This window comes from Dactylosporangium sp. NPDC049140 (assembly GCF_040648435.1).
This window is the reverse complement of sequence record NZ_JBEZDS010000001.1, coordinates 780,284-795,315: the sequence shown is the minus strand read 5'-3', so window position 1 is coordinate 795,315 and position 15,032 is coordinate 780,284. Positions and strand designations below refer to the sequence as shown.

Below are 15,032 nucleotides of genomic sequence, written 5' to 3'. Positions count from 1 at the left end.
TCGATTGCCGCCGTTCCGCCCGCTCATGACGGCATCCGAATCGCACGCTCCCGCAGCATCCGCCGGGTGGGAAGCACCCCCGCCAGCAGCGCAAGCAGGAGACAGAGCCCAACCACCCCGCCGACGACCGACCACGGCACCACCAGCTCGACCGCCGCCCCCACCTGCTGGCTGAGCCCGGCCCGGATGCTCACGAGCGCCCCGAACGCGACCACCCCGCCGAGCACCGCCCCGATGAGCACAACCAGCGCCGACTCCGCCGCGACGTACCCGGCCACCTGCCTGCGCGTCGCCCCCGCCAGCCGCATCACCCGCAGGTCGGCCCCGCGCCCCTGGGCCGCCATCAGCAGCGTGTTCGCGACCGCGATCGCCCCGTACCCGGCCGACACCCCGATCAGCATCAACGTGAACAGCCATACGAGCCGGTCCTCGGAGCTGTCCGCCTCGGCGGCCCACGTGGCCACGTCGATCACCCGTGCCCCGGTACCCGCCGGCGCACCCGGCACCGCATCCCCGCCGCCCGGCAGGTAGATGGCCGAGGTCAACGCCGACGGATCATGGCGCCGGACGGTCTCCCGCGACAGCAACAGATCCGCTCGTACCGAACGATCGGCCACCACCGCCACGACCCGCAACGACACCCGCTCGCCGTCCGCGAACACCACCGGATACGCGTCCCCGACCCCGCGACGCACCGACTCGGTGACCACCGCCGTGTCCCCGCCACCGAGGTCTCCGAGCGAGCCCGCGACGACACGCGCCCCGCGATCGGCCCGGGCGAACGCGGCCGTGTCGACCCCGAGCACGCTCCAGGCCCGCAGGCCCGGCCCGCTCCCGTTCTCGGCCGCGAACACAGTGCTCGGCAGCATCGCAGCCCCCGGTACGGCGGCCACGGCGGCATCCGACATCCCCGGCGTGCGGTCCGGCACCAGCACGTGCCCCGCGTCGACGCCGGCGGCCCGCCCCGCGGCGTACGCCGCCGTCGACGTCCGCACCATCCCCGCGACGAGTACCGCGAACGCGACGGTCAGCAGCACCGGCGCCGCCGTGGACGCCGTCCGTCGCGCCGCGGTCGTCGCCCCCTCGCGCACGAGCAGCCCGATCGCCCCGCCTCCGCGCCGGAACGGCAGCCGCAACAGCCGCACGATCGGCCGCACCGCCGCCGGCGCCAGCGCCACCATCCCGGTGATCAGCGCCATGGCGCTGTACAACGCGAGCGTCGCCCCGTCCTGCGCATCGTCCGCCGTCGCCGTGCCGATGGCCAGGACCGTGCCCAGCGCCAGCAGCAACCCGCCCACCACCCAGCGCGTCCGCCCCATCGACCGCTGCTCGACGGCCGCCTCGCGCAACGCCTCCAGCGGCCGCACCCGGGCCGCGCGCCGAGCCGCCGACCACGCCCCGAGCAGCGCGACCATCGGCCCCAGCGCGAGCGCGACCAGGAACGGCAGCGGCCCGTACCGCACCTCGTACGTCGCTGGCTCGAACCCGCCCCCGACCAGTATCCGCGCCACGATCGGTGCCGCCGCCGCCCCGACGACGATGCCGAGGACGGCTCCGACGACGCCGACGAGCAGCGCCTCGCCGTACACCATCCGCCGCACCTGCCGCGGCGTCGCCCCGACCGCCCGCAGCAGCCCGAGCTCCCGCCTTCGCTGGGCGACGGTGAACGCGAACGTCGACGCGACCACGAACACCGTGACGAACCCGGCGAGCGTCGCCACCCCGGTGAGCGCCTGCATGCCGATCCACCGGGCCCGCGCGTCGTCCCGCGGCTCCAGCGCGCCCCGCTCGTCGCCGGACAGCACCCTCCCGCCGGTCCCGACAATTCCGCGCGCGGCCGCCGCCACCGCGCTCGGGTCCGCGTCCGCCCCGAGCACCAGCCCGATCGCGCGCACTCCCGGTGCCAGCTCCGCGGCCACCTCGTCCGCCACCAGATAGCCGGGCGCATCGACCAGTCCGGTCACGGTGTACCGCACCGGGCCCGTCGCGGTCAGCAGCGTCACCGGGTCCCCCGGCCGGAACCCGAGCGCCCGGTCGACGACAACCTCGCCCGGCCCTCGAGGCTCCGCCCCGGCGACGAGCGACAGGCCGCCCAACCGCGCCGAGGACCAGCCGTGCCCCTCGGACGTGTCCTGCCGCTGCCCCGCAACCGCCGGCGGCCGCCCGTCCACGAGCGCCTGGACGTAGAAACTCCGATCGGCAATGGCGGCCTCAACACCGGGTAGCGCGGTGAGCTCTCGGCGGAGCTCCTCCGTCCTGGCCGCGGACCACGGAACCGTCGGCGGAAACGCCTCGGCCGGGCTGCGGCTCCCGGGGGCCTGCACGACCACGGCCGCCGCGGCGAGCCGGTCCGGCACGATCGGACGGCCCGCGAGGAGCAGCAGCAGGGCGAGCACGACCAGCGCGATCCCGACCACCACGGCGACGAGCGCGCCGGCCATCCGGCGGATCTTCAGCACGACCCCTCCAGGTGGATGGCGTTCGCCGCCGTCGGCCCTTCGAGGTGGGTGGCGGCCGCCGCCGTCGGCCCTCCGAGGTGAGTGGCGGCCGCCGCCATCGGCTCCTCGAGGTGAGTGGCGCTCGCCGCCATCGGCTCCTCGAGGTGCGCGGTGCGGGCCGCGATCGCCTCGGCGGTGAGCGGGCCACGGATGTCGTCGACAATCCGGCCGTCGGCGAGGAACACAATCCGGTCGGCGCGGGCGGCGGCGACCGGGTCATGGGTCACCATCACCACCGTCTGGGCATGCTCGTCGACGAGCGCTCGCAGCAGGTCGAGAATGTGGCGCGACGTCACGCTGTCCAGCGCGCCCGTCGGCTCGTCGGCGAACACGACCGCCGGGCGGCTGATCAGGGCCCGGGCGACGGCCACCCGCTGCTGCTCGCCGCCGGAGAGCTCGCTCGGGCGGTGCCGGAGCCGGTCGGCCAGCCCGACCGCGGCGAGCGCGGCCACCACGTCCGCCGCGGGTGGGCGGCGACCGGCGAGGCGCATCGGCAGGGAGACGTTCTGCTCGGCGGTGAGCGCGGAGACCAGGTTGAACGCCTGGAACACGAACCCGATCCGATCGCGTCGCAGCCGCGTGAGGTCGTCCTCGCTCAGGTTGTCGAGCACGACCCCGTCGACGGTGACCGAGCCGCCGACCGGGCGATCGAGGCCAGCCGCACAGTGCAGCAGCGTCGACTTGCCGGAGCCGGAGGGTCCCATCACCGCCGTGAACGTGCCACGCTCGAACGCCACCGAGACGTGGTCGAGCGCGACGAGTTGCCGTGCGCCGTCGCCATAAGCGGCCCGGACGCTCTCCAGAACAACGGTCTGCGTCGTCATGGCCGAAACCTTGCCGTCTCGGGGCCGGGTCGCGCATCGGACCGTGATTGACACTTTTCGTTCCGACCACTGTGGTACGCCGAGCCGCGATCGGCCTCTCTCTCATACCTGGGTATGACGGCTCGCAGGCCGACGCGCAAAACCGCCCCGACCGCTACCGTCGAGCCCATGGAACTGCCACCGGTGCTGACCCGGCGGTTCACCCCAAAGGGTCTGTACGCTCTCGACGCGTTCGTCGCGATCCTTGTCGCCGTACTCTGCAGCACGGCGGCGCTCGCGGCGCCGATGCACGGACCACAGGAGCCGACCTGGGTGTCGATGCTCGTCGCCGTGGTGTTCGGTTTGACCGTCGCCCTCCGGCGGCGCTGGCCCTATCCGATGGCCTTGGCCGTGACCATTACATCGGCGGTCAGTCTGGCCACCCAGATCGTCCCCGACTTTGCGGGGATCGGCCCGGGGTTCGCACTGGCTCTGGTCTTCTACACGTTCGGCACTCGCGCACGAGACTGGAAAGGCCTGGGCACGAGCATCGCCTGTGGCGCCCTGGTCAGCGCGGGCATGATCGGTCCGATCGTCGCCTCCGGCGGATCGCCCTCCGGCGACAGCCCCGGGAGGGCCTTCGCCGCGCTCTTCGGGTTCATCGCCATCGCGCCCGCCCAGACGTTCGGCTTCGCGTTGGGCGAGCGCCGCGCGCAGGCCGCCGAGCGCAACCGGCAGATGCTCCAGCGGGCCGCGGTCGAGGAGCGGCTCCGGGTGGCCCGCGAGCTGCACGATGTCATCGCGCACACGATGACGCTCATCGTGGTGAAGGCCGCGATCGGCAACCACGTCGCCGAGGCGAGCCCGGCCGAGGCGCGTGACGCGCTCCAGGTGATCGAGGCGACGGGCCGGACAGCGATGCTCGAGGTGCGCCGGGTGCTGGACATGCTGCGCGAGGACACGCCGTACGCGCCGACCCGAGGCCTCCGTGATCTGCCCGCCCTCGTCGAGCTGGCCTCCGTGGGCGGCGTCCAGGTGCGGCTCGACGTCGATCGGCCCGAGGAGGCGGAGGCGGCGGGGATGCCGGAGTCGGTGGAGCTGGCCGTGTACCGGATCGTGCAGGAGGCCATCACGAACGTCGTCAAGCACGCGTCGCCGGCCCGGTGCCACGTGAGCGTGGTGGTGGGGGCCGACCAGGTGAGCATCGAGGTGGACGACGACGGGAAGCGCCCGACGCGCACCGGCAGCGTGGGGCACGGGCTGATCGGGATGCGCGAGCGGGTCGCGCTGCACGGGGGCACGTTCAGCGCCGGGCCGCGGACCGAGGGCGGGTTCTCGGTGCGAGCGCTCTTACCGGCGGCGGGGGGCGCGACATGAACCAGGGCTGGCCGGAGACGAGCGACGGGAGTGGACCGTGATTCGAGTGCCGATTGCAGACGACCGGGCGCTGCTGCGCGGGCCCGAGACGAGCCGCGAGGATGGGCTGTATTCGGGTGCTGATTCCAAACAATCGAGTCCTGCTGCGCGGGCCCGAGACGAGCGGCGGGAGTGGACTGTGATTCGAGTGCTGATTGCAGACGATCGGGCGCTGCTGCGCGGGCCCGAGACTAGCGGCGGGGACGGGCTGTGATTCAGGAGCTGACTCCGGACAATCGAGCGCTGCCGCGCGAGCCGGAGACGAGCGGCGGGAGTGGACTGTGATTCGGGTGCTGATTGCGGACGATCAGGCGCTGCTCCGCGGGAGTTTTCGGGCGCTCATCGACCTCAGTGGGGACTGCAGCACGGTTGGGGAGGCCGGGACCGGGGACGAGGCGGTGCGGCTGGCTGGTGAGCACCGGCCGGACGTCGTGCTCATGGACGTGCGGATGCCGGGGATGAACGGGATCGAGGCGACGCAGTTGATCTGCCGGGATCCGGAGCTCGACGGCGTGCGCGTGCTGATGTTGACGACCTTTGATCTCGATGAGTACGTGTACGGGGCGCTGCGGGCGGGGGCCAGTGGGTTTCTCGTCAAGGACACGCCGCCGGTCGAGCTGCTCAATGGGGTTCGGGTCGTGGCCGGCGGGGAGGCGCTACTGTCGCCGTCGGTTACGCGGCGGCTCATCTCGGAGTTTGCGCGGCGGCCGCAGCCGGAGAAGCCGATACCGCGGCGGCTCGACGGGGTGACCGAGCGGGAGAGGGAGGTGCTCGAGCTCGTCGGGCGCGGGCTGTCCAACACCGAGATCGCCACGCATCTCAGGTTGAGTCTGGCCACGGTGAAGACGCACGTGGGGCGGATACTCGCCAAGCTCGAGGTGCGGGATCGGGCGCAGTTGGTGATCGTGGCGTACGAGACGGGGTTGGTGACCGCGAGCGTCTGACCGGCCAAGCCGCGCCCGGTGGGGGGAGTAGTGCCCTGAGGAAGAGCGGGGCGTGGTGCACGAGCGGGTGGGGGAGGCCATGCCCGCCCGGCGGCGAGGAGGCCACCCGACCCGTCGGCGGGCGAGAAGACTAGACGATGGCCGGGGCCGTGGTCGTCACGAAGCAAGCGGGATGGTCGCGCGGAAAGTCGCGTCCCCGCCGGAGGCCGTGGCCAGCCGCACCTGGCCGCCTCGTCAATGGTCCGGCGAAGCAAGCGGCATGGTCACGGAAAGGCGCCCGCGGAGGTTGCCCCCAGCCGCACCTGACCGCCTCGTCAATGGTCCCGCGAAGCAAGCGGCATGGTCACGGAAAGGCGCCCGCGGAGGTTGCGCCCAGCCGCACCTGACCGCCTCGTCAATGGTCCCGCGAAGCAAGCGGCATGGTCACGGAAAGGCGCCCGCGGAGGTTGCCCCCAGCCGCACCTGACCGCCTCGTCAACGGTGCTCGCGGAGGAGCGGGATGGTCACGCGGAAAGTGGCGCCCTCGCCTGGGGCCGTGGTCAGGGACACCTGGCCGCCGTGGGCGGTTACCAGGGCCGCGACGATTGACAGGCCCAGGCCTGAGCCGCCCAGGGCTCGCGTTCGGCTCGGGTCCGTTCGGTAGAAGCGTTCGAAGACCCGGGCCGCGTCCTCGGCGGTCATGCCGGGGCCGTTGTCCGCCACCTCCAGGATGGCCTGGTCCGCCTCAGTGCCCACGAAGACGGTGATCTCGGTGCCGGGCGGGGTGTGGTTCAGCGCGTTCGACAGCAGGTTCTGCAGGACCTGGCGCAGGCGGGCGTCGTCGCCCAGGACGATCGGGGGCTCCGTGTCGGCCTCGGCGTCGGTGCTGTTCGGGGTGCGCAGGCGCAGGCGGTGGTGGTCGCCGGCCGTTACGCGGGCGTCGATGAGCGCGTCGGTGGCCAAGGAGAGCAGGTCGACCGGACGCTTCTCCAAGGGGCGTTGCTGGTCCATGCGGGCCAGCAGGAGCAGGTCGTCGACCAGCAGGCCCATGCGCGTCGCGTGGTGTTCGATTCGGTGGATGTTCTCGTCCTGATGGCCGGACTGGCGGTACAGCTCGGCGAAGCCCCGGATCGACGTCAGTGGTGTGCGCAGCTCGTGGGACGCGTCGGCGACGAAGCGGCGCATGCGGCCCTCCGAGGCCAGCGCCGACTGTTCGGAGGCGACGGCGGCCTCCTCCGAGGCGCGGCGCTCCTCGAAGGCGGTCTCGATCTGGCCCAGCATGGTGTTGAGGGCCTGGGCGAGGCCGCCGACCTCGGTGCGCGGGTCGGACTCGGGCACGCGCCGGCTCAGGTCGCCGGCGGCGATGGCCTCGGCGGTCTCCTCGACCTCGACGAGGGGGCGGAGGCTGGAGCGCACCAGGAGGTACGCGACCACGGCCAGGACCAGCAGGACGAACCCGCCGATCGTCGCGCTCATCACCACCTGGCGGCTGACCGTGCTGTCGATCTCGTCGAAGCTGATCGCGATCATCACGGGGTGCGGCGGGTCCGTGGGCGGTGACGCGATGAGCACGCGCCAAGCGTGGCCCGTGCCGTCCCGGGAGTCGACGGTCGAGTAGACGCCGATGATGTTGGGCGCGAGGGGCGTGGTGTCGATGCCGTCCCAGGTCTTCGGGGTCACCGGCTGGACCTGGTCGCTGGTGCTCGGCGTGAACACGGAGTCCACGAAGGAGCCGTCGGGCTTGCCGCAGGCCACGAAGTAGCCGCTGCGCAGCACCGGTGCGCCGGGACCGCGGCCGTGGCCGTTCTGGTTGTCCGGGCCGACCGGGCTGCAGTTGCGGGAGGCGTCGTTGAAGCTCTGCAGGAGCTGGTCGTCGACGCGGTTGATGAGGTAGTCGCGCGTGCTGATCACGCCGGCTATGCCGGTCGTCGCTAGGGCCGCCGCGAGCAGGACGAGCATGAGAACGACTAGCTTGACGCGGAGCGGCCACGACTTCATGTGCGTGGCAACCGCAGGGAGTAGCCGACGCCGCGCAGGGTCTGCAGCAGGCGGGGCTCGGTGGTGTCGATCTTCTTGCGCAGGTAGGAGACGTAGGACTCGACGACGCCGGCGTCGCCGCCGAAGTCGTACTGCCACACGTGGTCGAGGATCTGGGCCTTGGACAGCACGCGACCGGGGTTCGTCATGAAGTACCGCAGCAGCTTGAACTCCGTCGGTGACAGCTGCACCTCCTGGCCCGCCTTGAAGACCTCGTGGGTGTCCTCGTCGAGCTCGATGTCGGCGAAGCTCAGCCGCGACGTCTGCGCGGACGCACCGCCCGCGGGGTCGGCGACCCGGCGCAGTACGGCCTGGATGCGGGCCAGGATCTCGGAGAGGCTGAACGGCTTGGTGACGTAGTCGTCGCCGCCCAGGGTCAGGCCCTTGATCTTGTCCTCGGTGGCGTCGCGGGCGGTCAGGAACAGCACGGGCACACGGGTGCCCTCGCCGCGGAGCTTCCGCAGCACCTCGAAGCCGTCCAGCTCGGGCATCATGACGTCGAGCAGGATCATGTCCGGCCGGAAGCGCCGCGCCTCCTCCATCGCCTGGCGGCCGCTGGTGGCGCTGGCGACGTCGTAGCCGTGGTACTTGAGGCTCGCGGAGAGCAGTTCGACGATGTCGGGCTCGTCGTCGACCACAAGCAGCCGCGTCATGATTCGCTCCAGATTGCGTCAGAGTTTCCCTTGTCCTGTTCAGACTGCCGCCGGTACCTGACCTCCCGGTGCGGTTTCCCTGATAACCAGCTGTGAACCGCCTGCGACGGCCGCGAGCAGCACGGGGAACTCCAGGTAGGCGTGGTACGAGGCGAACGCGCCGTACAACGCCCGCCCGGTCGCGTAGTCGATCGCGAAGGGGACGGCGAGCAGCGCGGCGAGCCCGAGGCCGAGCAGCCACGCGCGCCGGCCGAGCAGGAACCGGGGCGCTTCGGGGGCGTACCGCGGCAGGAAGTAGACCCAAACGAAGTAGTGCATGGTCTGCAGGAACGCGAACACCACCAGGAACCGGGTGCCGACGAGGTCGGAGGAGCCGGGCGGGGCGATCAGGAACCGCCGGAAATCGACGCCGTCCGGCAGGGCGAAGTCGATCGCGCCCAACAGCACCAGCGCGGGCACGACCAGCACCCACGCGACCTGCGTCCACCGGAACAGCGCCGGCCGCCGCAGCCGCCCCGCCCACTCCCACAGAAAGAAGAGCGGAACGGCGTTGTGGAGATGAGCCAAGACCACGAAGTGGTACCCCGGGAAGCTCAGCGACACCGCCGCCCCGACGAACAGGACGAACCCCGCACCGAGTAGCCGCCGGCCCCGCAGCGCGTGGATGCAGGCGGCGGCCAGCACCGCGTACCCGATGAGGATCTCGGCGTGGCGGGCCGGGTCGCCGACCACGAGCGCGGCGAGGCGGCACAGCACGATCGCGGTGACCAGCCCGAGCAGCACCGCCAGGAAGCGCCCGGTGAGCAACGCCGAGAAGCGCCCGGCGACATAGCGCAGCTCGAGCACGTTGTGCAGCGCCCCGAACGCGATGAGCCCGCCGACGGTCACGATGAGCGGCGAGCGCACCGCGATCCCGAGCGCGGCGAGGGTGGCCAGCACGAAGAGCAGGCTTATCTTCATCGCGTGCTCCGGGCCCTGCTGCTGACCCTCGCCGTCGAGGTGCCGCTGTACACCGCAGCCCTCGTGGCCCTGAAGCTCGCAAAACCGGCGAAAGCGGCGGCGCTGGGCGTTCTCGTGAACCTGCTGACCCACCCGGCCCTGTGGCTCTTCCTCAGCCACCACCCGGACCGGCTCTGGCCGGCCGAGGTGACCGCCACGGCGATCGAGGCGTTTGTCCTAATAAAAGCGATAAAAACCGACAAACTGCTACTGACGCTCATCGCCGTCGGCGCGAACGCCGCCTCGCTGCTCATCGGCCTGACCGCCGCCTGACGAGCCAGACGATCAGCACCGCCAGGGCAGCCACGAAGACCAGGCAGGCCAGGCCGATGACGACCACGGCCGACGTGGGCGAGACAGACGGCTGCGGCGCCACATCGGCCAGCACGATTTCCATGCCGAGCAGTCTGCGGCGCCGCAGCGCGAAAGAACATCTACTCCCGGACGTGATCCGCGGGCGGAATGTCCGAGGTCTCCGGCGGCTCGGCCGGCCGCAGCCACTGCCACAGCAGGAACAGCAGCCCCAGCGCGAGCATCCCGAGCCCGATCCACAGGTTGATGCGCACGCCCGCGGCCTTGTCGATCTCGGCCTGCGAGTCGAAGATCCCGAGGGTCGTCACGATCACGCCGTACACCGTGAACAGGCCCCCGATGACCCGCCGGACGTCGAACAGGCGCGCGGCCCGGGCGGTGTCGACCTTCTGCTCGTCACTCATGGAAGTTCACCCCTATCAACGAACGAAGGCCTACAGGAACGGCAGGTAGAAGACGAAGGCCAGGACCAGGGCGCCCGAGCCGAGCAGGACCGGCGAGCGGTACCAGGCGGTGTCGCCGGCGATCGCGTCGGCCCGCAGGTCGTGGCTGCCCACGCCGTAGACCAGGCCCTGGAGCTCGGACTCCTCCTTCGCCCGGGTCAGCGGCGTGACAATGACGGCGACGATGGCCACCACCACGAACGCGATGCCGGCGCCCCAGAACGACTCGTCGAGGTCGGAGCCGAACGTGAACCAGCCGAACCACTTGTATCCGGCGTAGGTGATGAAGGCGGCGAGCGTACCGAGCAGCAGGCTCCAGAAGCCGGCCCAGGCCGACATCCGCTTCCAGAACATGCCGATGATGAACGCGCCGAACAGCGGGGCGTTGAACAGCGAGAACAGCGCCTGGATGTAGTCCATGATGTTGCTGTAGCCGGACGCGATGAAGGCGGTACCGATGCCGATCACCACGCCCACGACGGTGATGATCCGGCCGACCCGCAGGTAGTAGCCGTCCGGCTTGTCCTTGGCGACGTACTCCTGCCAGAGGTCGTACGTGAACACGGTGTTGAAGCCGGACACGTTGGCCGCCATGCCGGCCATGAACGAGGCGAGCAGGCCGGTCACGGCGATGCCGAGCACGCCGTTGGGCAGGAACTCACGCATCAGCAGCGGGACCGCGTTGTTGTACTGCAGGTCGCCGGTGTCCGCCCCCAGGCCCTTGACGGTCACCAGCGCGACGAGGCCGGGGATGACCGTGACGAACGGGATCAGCAGCTTGGGGTACGCCGCGATGATCGGCGTGCGCCGGGCCGCGCTCATGTTGCGGGCCGACAGACCGCGCTGGACCTCGGCGAAGTTGGTCGTCCAGTAGCCGAAGGAGAGCACGAAGCCGAGGCCGAAGACGATGCCCCACCAGGATGCGCCGAGCGGGTTGTCGCTGCCGCTGGTGCCGGCCCAGGTGTGCAGGCCGGCGTCGCCGAGCTTGGTGCTGTTGCGTACCGCGTCGAAGAGCCCGCCGATGCCGCCGAGCTTGACGAGGCCGACGATGGCGATGGGCAGCAGGCCCGCGATGATCACGAAGAACTGCAGCACCTCGTTGTAGATGGCGCTGGAGAGACCGCCCAGGGTGATGTACACGAGGACGATGGCGGCGCCCACGATGATCGCGGTCCACAGCGGCCAGCCGAGCAGCGCCTGCATGATCAGTGCGAGCGCGTAGAGGTTGACGCCCGCGATCAGCACCTGGGCCAGCGCGAACGACAGGGCGTTGAGCATGTGCGCGGGGCGGTTGAAGCGCCGCCGCATGAACTCGGGGACGCTGCGCACCTTCGAGCCGTAGTAGAAGGGCATCATCACTATGCCCAGGAACACCATGGCCGGCACGGCGCCGATCCAGTAGTAGTGCAGCGTCATGAGGCCGTACTTGGCCCCGTTGGCGGCCATGCCCAGGATCTCCAGGGCCCCGAGGTTGGCGGAGATGAACGCGAGGCCGGTCACCCAGGCCGGCAGCGAACGCCCGGACAGGAAGAAATCCACGCTGTTGCGGATCGAGCGGCGGGCCGCGAGACCCACCCCCAGGACGGTGATGAAGTAGAGCGCCAGCAGGACGTAGTCCATCGCGTCCATCTGCAGGCGCAGCCCATCGGCGAATGTCTGCACCCGTTCCTCCCCTTGTGCCGGTACGAGTGGAGCGTCGAGGCTCCTACCCAGCCAAGGGCGAGGATCAAACCATCACGCACGACTTAGGTGGTTTGACAGAATTGTCACCAAATCGGCGGCTGCATAGGGTTTGTCGGGAAAGGCGCCAGCGCGAGCGGGTGGTCCTTCGGCAGGCGGACCGGCTGGCGCGCGGCGAGGAGCGCCGGCACGTCGAATTCGAGGCGCTCGTGCGGCAGGCGTGTGCCGGAGCGGCAGACCGAGGCGATGCGCTCGAGGTCGTGGCCCAGGAGCAGGACGGCATCGGTACCGGTGGTGTCGTGCACGACGTGCACGTGGCGCCGCCTACCCAGCATGAGCACGAGCAGCGTCCTGTTCAGCCGGCGCGGCACCCGGCCGAGGCGGCCGGCGAGCCGCCGGTGCGACAGGTCGCGGAACACGGCGTTGGCGCACACCGCCAGCGTCGGCAGGAAGATGAGGGCAACGTCGCGCCGCAACGGGTCCCGGCCACGCACGAAGCCCGCGGCCGCCCGCAGGAAGACGGCCGCGACCAGCGCGGCTGTGACAAGAGTTACCACATGACTACGCCCCGTTACCTTCGCGAACGGGACTCACTTTAGCCAGTCGACGGAGGGCGGGGGGCCGGATGAGCGATGATGCGCTGCGCGCCACCGTCGCCGCGACCACCCACGACCTGTCCAACGCCCTCGGCGCGGTGCTGAACTACACGACCTTCCTCGCCGAGGACCTGGCGCGCACGGGGGCGGCCCCGGAGTACCTGCCGCACCTGCAGAGCGCGGCCGAGCGGGCGCTGGGACTAGTGACGCGACTCACTGCGGCTCTTGCAAGCGACGCAGAGGGTGACTGAGGGGAACGCCGCCAGCCGGGCCACCGGGATCTCGCCGGCGCAGGTCTCGCAGGTGCCGTAGTGACCGGCGTCGAGGCGCTCGAGCGCCCGGTCGACCTGGTCCAGACGGGTCCGGATCGACAGGGCGAGCGCGGCCTCCTGCTCCCGGTTGAACGCCTTGGTGCCCAGGTCCGCCACGTCGTCGCCGGCGTCCACGACGCCCGCGAGCGTCATCTCCGCCACGGTCACGGCGTGCTCCGCCTCCAGCTCCTCCCGCCGGCCGAGCAGGGCCGTACGGATTTCCTGGGTACGGGTCTCAGGGTAAACGAGCGTCATCGGGCCCCCCGGTGTCGCGGCGATGGATTGGCTTCCGGGTTGCCCGCCCGGGTGGTGGCCCAAACCTGACTGTTTTTTGCGACCCCCGCAGGGCACCATGAATACGTGGAGGGGGATTCGATCCAGGTCGACGTGCTCGCGGGTCAGGCCCGCTGGGCGCGCCGCGTGATCACCCTGGCAGTCGAGGCCTGGGGCCTGCCCCATCTCACCCGCGGCGCGGTAATGGTCGGCCACGAGCTCGTCGCCAACGCCCTGCGCCACGGCATGCCGCCGGCGGTCCTGCGGCTGCTGCGCCGGGGCGACGGGCTCATCATCGAGGTCGGCGACGGCAGCGACCAGGTGCCCCGCATCGCCGAGATCGACAACCTCACCAGCATGTCGGGCCGGGGCATGCAGATCGTCGACACCCTCGCCCGCGCCTGGGGCGTGCGGCCCCACCAGGGCGGCAAGACCGTCTGGGCGGAGATCGCGGCCTGACTCAGTTGGCGACCGGCTCGTTCGTGATCGGCAGGATCTGGTCGAGCCCGGTGATCTCCAGCGTCACCCGCACGTCCTCGTTCGGGTGGGCCACGACGAGCTTCGCGCCCGCGCTCTTCGCCCGCCGCCAGCAGCCGACGAGCGTGCCGAGGCCGCTCGAGTCGATGAAGGAAAGGTGCGTGAGGTCGACCACGACCTCCCCGGCGCCGGCGTCGAGCTCCCCCACGACGGCCGTGAGCAGGCTGGGGGCGGTGTCGAGGTCGAGTTCCCCCGTCAGCATCATGTGCGCACGGCCGCCGCGCCGGTGCGTCTCCAGCTCCCAGATCGCCTCGTCGTCGTCAACCACCTGGCGTTCCCTTCCGATTCACTGGTCAACAGTGTGGGGTACCCAATCGGTGGACTTCAAACGCACAGCGCGGTTGCCCGCCGACGTGCTCGGCGTACCGGCTGACCGCCTCATCCCACCGTTTCTACGCCAGCGCCATTCTGAACGCCGTGGTCAGCGCCTCGTCGAGGTGGTCCAGCAGATCCTGCGGATCCGCATAGATCCCGGCGGCCCCGTGGTCGAGCAGTTCCGCCGCGCACAATCCCCCGGACGTCAGCCCGATGCACGGAATCGAGAGATTGCCGGCCGCATGCACGTCCCACACCGAGTCGCCCACGAACACCGTCTCGTCCGCCGACAGCCCCGAGCGCTCCAGCGCCACCTCCACGATGTCCGGCGCCGGCTTGCTCTGCTCGGCGTCGTCGGAGCTCGTCACCGCGGTAAGGGATGCGTCCGCGTCGAGGCAGCGCAGCAGCGCGTCGAGCTCCGGGCGGGAAGCGGATGTCGCCAGTACCACCTTCAAGCCCCTGTTCGCGCAGGTGTCCAGCAACGGCCGGGCCCCGGGCAGCGGGCGCAGGGCCGGCCAGTGGGGCGCATAGAGGCTGGAGTGCGCGGTCCGCATCGCGTCGTCGTCCGACGGGTCGTGGCCGGGCCCGAGGAGCTCGTCGAGGATCTTGTCGGAGCCCATGCCGATCGCGCGATGGATGCGCGCCATCGGCACGTCGTGGTCGTGCTGGCGCAGCGCCTGCCACCAGGCGGCAACGTGCAGGTACACGCTGTCGACCAGGGTGCCGTCCACATCAAAGAGAACGCCCGTCACGGGTTTGGTCATGTGCGGGTGATACCCACCCCGGCCGGGGTATCACTGGATCCATGACCGAGCAAGAACAACCGGTCGCCGTCGCCGAGCCCTTTCCCGGCTTCGACGAGGACGACCTCGGCGATTTCGCTTCCGAGCACTGCAGCGTCACGCTCGCCGGGGAGATGGCCGGCGGCCCCGAACACGCCCGTGAGGCGGAGAGCCCGCGCGGCCTCGCGGGCATGGATGAATAAACACGCCTGAATGGGGCAACCCCTCGGAGCATGGATTCGATCCATGAGACCCCTGGGGTGATAGCCCGGCTTGTCCGCGCCGGCTTCCAGCGCCTGACCAGGCGCCACGGGAGCCGGCGCCGTCGTGTGCCCGGCCCCGCCGACCTCCTCGAGCCGGCCGCGCCCGCCTCGTACATCGTCGCACCGATCCCGGGCCCGATCCCCGGGCTCCTCGGCCTGCCCGGCGTCGTCGTGTGCCGCCCCCCGGACGA

At 71.0% G+C, this 15,032-nt stretch carries 18 protein-coding genes; 6 read left to right on the top strand and 12 right to left on the bottom strand.

The window, feature by feature from the left end; translation table 11 throughout:
* Nucleotides 1–23: 23 nt before the first annotated feature.
* Nucleotides 24–2,459, bottom strand: coding sequence for an ABC transporter permease (locus AB0B76_RS03625; protein ID WP_360368610.1), 2,436 nt, complete (start codon nucleotides 2,457–2,459; stop codon nucleotides 24–26).
* Nucleotides 2,453–3,322 (bottom strand): ABC transporter ATP-binding protein, encoded by an 870-nt coding sequence (locus AB0B76_RS03620; RefSeq protein WP_360368607.1) that lies wholly within the window; start codon nucleotides 3,320–3,322, stop codon nucleotides 2,453–2,455. The genes AB0B76_RS03625 and AB0B76_RS03620 overlap by 7 nt, the downstream gene beginning before the upstream one ends.
* A 168-nt stretch (nucleotides 3,323–3,490) precedes the next feature.
* Here AB0B76_RS03620 and AB0B76_RS03615 point away from each other — a divergent pair, with 168 nt between their 5' ends.
* Nucleotides 3,491–4,678: a sensor histidine kinase gene (locus AB0B76_RS03615; protein WP_360368604.1), complete on the top strand. Its 1,188-nt coding sequence runs from the start codon at nucleotides 3,491–3,493 to the stop codon at nucleotides 4,676–4,678.
* 320 nt (nucleotides 4,679–4,998) lie between these two features.
* The gene (locus AB0B76_RS03610) at nucleotides 4,999–5,661 is read left to right on the top strand and encodes a response regulator transcription factor (protein ID WP_360368601.1); all 663 of its coding nucleotides are present in this window, start codon (nucleotides 4,999–5,001) and stop codon (nucleotides 5,659–5,661) included.
* Between the two features lie 474 nt (nucleotides 5,662–6,135).
* On the opposite strand, the gene AB0B76_RS03605 is transcribed toward AB0B76_RS03610, so the two are convergent.
* Genes AB0B76_RS03605 through AB0B76_RS03595 form a run of 3 tightly spaced genes read right to left on the bottom strand, consistent with a single transcriptional unit; the run spans nucleotide 6,136 to nucleotide 9,290 of the window.
* A complete protein-coding gene (locus tag AB0B76_RS03605; protein WP_360368598.1) occupies nucleotides 6,136–7,599 on the bottom strand; it encodes a HAMP domain-containing sensor histidine kinase in 1,464 nt (487 codons plus the stop codon).
* A gap of 35 nt (nucleotides 7,600–7,634) precedes the next feature.
* Complete coding sequence (locus tag AB0B76_RS03600) at nucleotides 7,635–8,330, bottom strand: response regulator transcription factor (protein WP_360368595.1); 696 nt, start codon at nucleotides 8,328–8,330, stop codon at nucleotides 7,635–7,637.
* A 39-nt stretch (nucleotides 8,331–8,369) separates the two neighbouring features.
* Nucleotides 8,370–9,290, bottom strand: coding sequence for a hypothetical protein (locus tag AB0B76_RS03595; RefSeq protein ID WP_360368592.1), 921 nt, complete (start codon nucleotides 9,288–9,290; stop codon nucleotides 8,370–8,372).
* Nucleotides 9,291–9,293: 3 nt separating this feature from the next.
* Between AB0B76_RS03595 and AB0B76_RS03590 the strand changes: the two genes are divergently transcribed.
* Nucleotides 9,294–9,602 (top strand): hypothetical protein, encoded by a 309-nt coding sequence (locus AB0B76_RS03590; protein WP_360368589.1) that lies wholly within the window; start codon nucleotides 9,294–9,296, stop codon nucleotides 9,600–9,602.
* Here AB0B76_RS03590 and AB0B76_RS03585 read toward each other — a convergent pair.
* The 4 genes from AB0B76_RS03585 to AB0B76_RS03570 all read right to left on the bottom strand — a co-directional run bounded on the left by AB0B76_RS03585 (nucleotide 9,580) and on the right by AB0B76_RS03570 (nucleotide 12,321).
* Nucleotides 9,580–9,726, bottom strand: coding sequence for a hypothetical protein (locus tag AB0B76_RS03585; protein ID WP_360368587.1), 147 nt, complete (start codon nucleotides 9,724–9,726; stop codon nucleotides 9,580–9,582). The genes AB0B76_RS03590 and AB0B76_RS03585 overlap by 23 nt on opposite strands.
* A gap of 37 nt (nucleotides 9,727–9,763) precedes the next feature.
* Nucleotides 9,764–10,045: a hypothetical protein gene (locus AB0B76_RS03580; RefSeq protein WP_360368584.1), complete on the bottom strand. Its 282-nt coding sequence runs from the start codon at nucleotides 10,043–10,045 to the stop codon at nucleotides 9,764–9,766.
* 30 nt (nucleotides 10,046–10,075) lie between these two features.
* Complete coding sequence (locus tag AB0B76_RS03575) at nucleotides 10,076–11,713, bottom strand: sodium:solute symporter family protein (RefSeq protein ID WP_360368764.1); 1,638 nt, start codon at nucleotides 11,711–11,713, stop codon at nucleotides 10,076–10,078.
* Between the two features lie 137 nt (nucleotides 11,714–11,850).
* A complete protein-coding gene (locus tag AB0B76_RS03570) occupies nucleotides 11,851–12,321 on the bottom strand; it encodes a hypothetical protein (protein WP_360368581.1) in 471 nt (156 codons plus the stop codon).
* A 68-nt stretch (nucleotides 12,322–12,389) separates the two neighbouring features.
* On the opposite strand from AB0B76_RS03570, the gene AB0B76_RS03565 reads away from it, so the two are divergent.
* Nucleotides 12,390–12,611 carry a hypothetical protein gene (locus AB0B76_RS03565; protein WP_360368579.1) on the top strand — a complete coding sequence of 74 codons (222 nt, stop codon included), beginning with the start codon at nucleotides 12,390–12,392 and terminating at the stop codon, nucleotides 12,609–12,611.
* Here AB0B76_RS03565 and AB0B76_RS03560 read toward each other — a convergent pair.
* A complete protein-coding gene (locus tag AB0B76_RS03560; protein WP_360368576.1) occupies nucleotides 12,561–12,926 on the bottom strand; it encodes a TraR/DksA family transcriptional regulator in 366 nt (121 codons plus the stop codon). The two genes, AB0B76_RS03565 and AB0B76_RS03560, sit on opposite strands and share 51 nt — an antisense overlap.
* 105 nt (nucleotides 12,927–13,031) lie before the next feature.
* On the opposite strand from AB0B76_RS03560, the gene AB0B76_RS03555 reads away from it, so the two are divergent.
* Nucleotides 13,032–13,403, top strand: coding sequence for an ATP-binding protein (locus AB0B76_RS03555; protein ID WP_360368573.1), 372 nt, complete (start codon nucleotides 13,032–13,034; stop codon nucleotides 13,401–13,403).
* A gap of 1 nt (nucleotide 13,404) precedes the next feature.
* On the opposite strand, the gene AB0B76_RS03550 is transcribed toward AB0B76_RS03555, so the two are convergent.
* Nucleotides 13,405–13,749 (bottom strand): STAS domain-containing protein, encoded by a 345-nt coding sequence (locus tag AB0B76_RS03550; RefSeq protein WP_360368570.1) that lies wholly within the window; start codon nucleotides 13,747–13,749, stop codon nucleotides 13,405–13,407.
* A 124-nt stretch (nucleotides 13,750–13,873) separates the two neighbouring features.
* Entirely contained in the window at nucleotides 13,874–14,560 is a 687-nt protein-coding gene (locus tag AB0B76_RS03545) for an HAD family hydrolase (RefSeq protein WP_360368568.1), read from the bottom strand.
* A gap of 41 nt (nucleotides 14,561–14,601) precedes the next feature.
* On the opposite strand from AB0B76_RS03545, the gene AB0B76_RS03540 reads away from it, so the two are divergent.
* Nucleotides 14,602–14,781 carry a hypothetical protein gene (locus AB0B76_RS03540; protein WP_360368565.1) on the top strand — a complete coding sequence of 60 codons (180 nt, stop codon included), beginning with the start codon at nucleotides 14,602–14,604 and terminating at the stop codon, nucleotides 14,779–14,781.
* Nucleotides 14,782–15,032 lie beyond the last annotated feature (251 nt).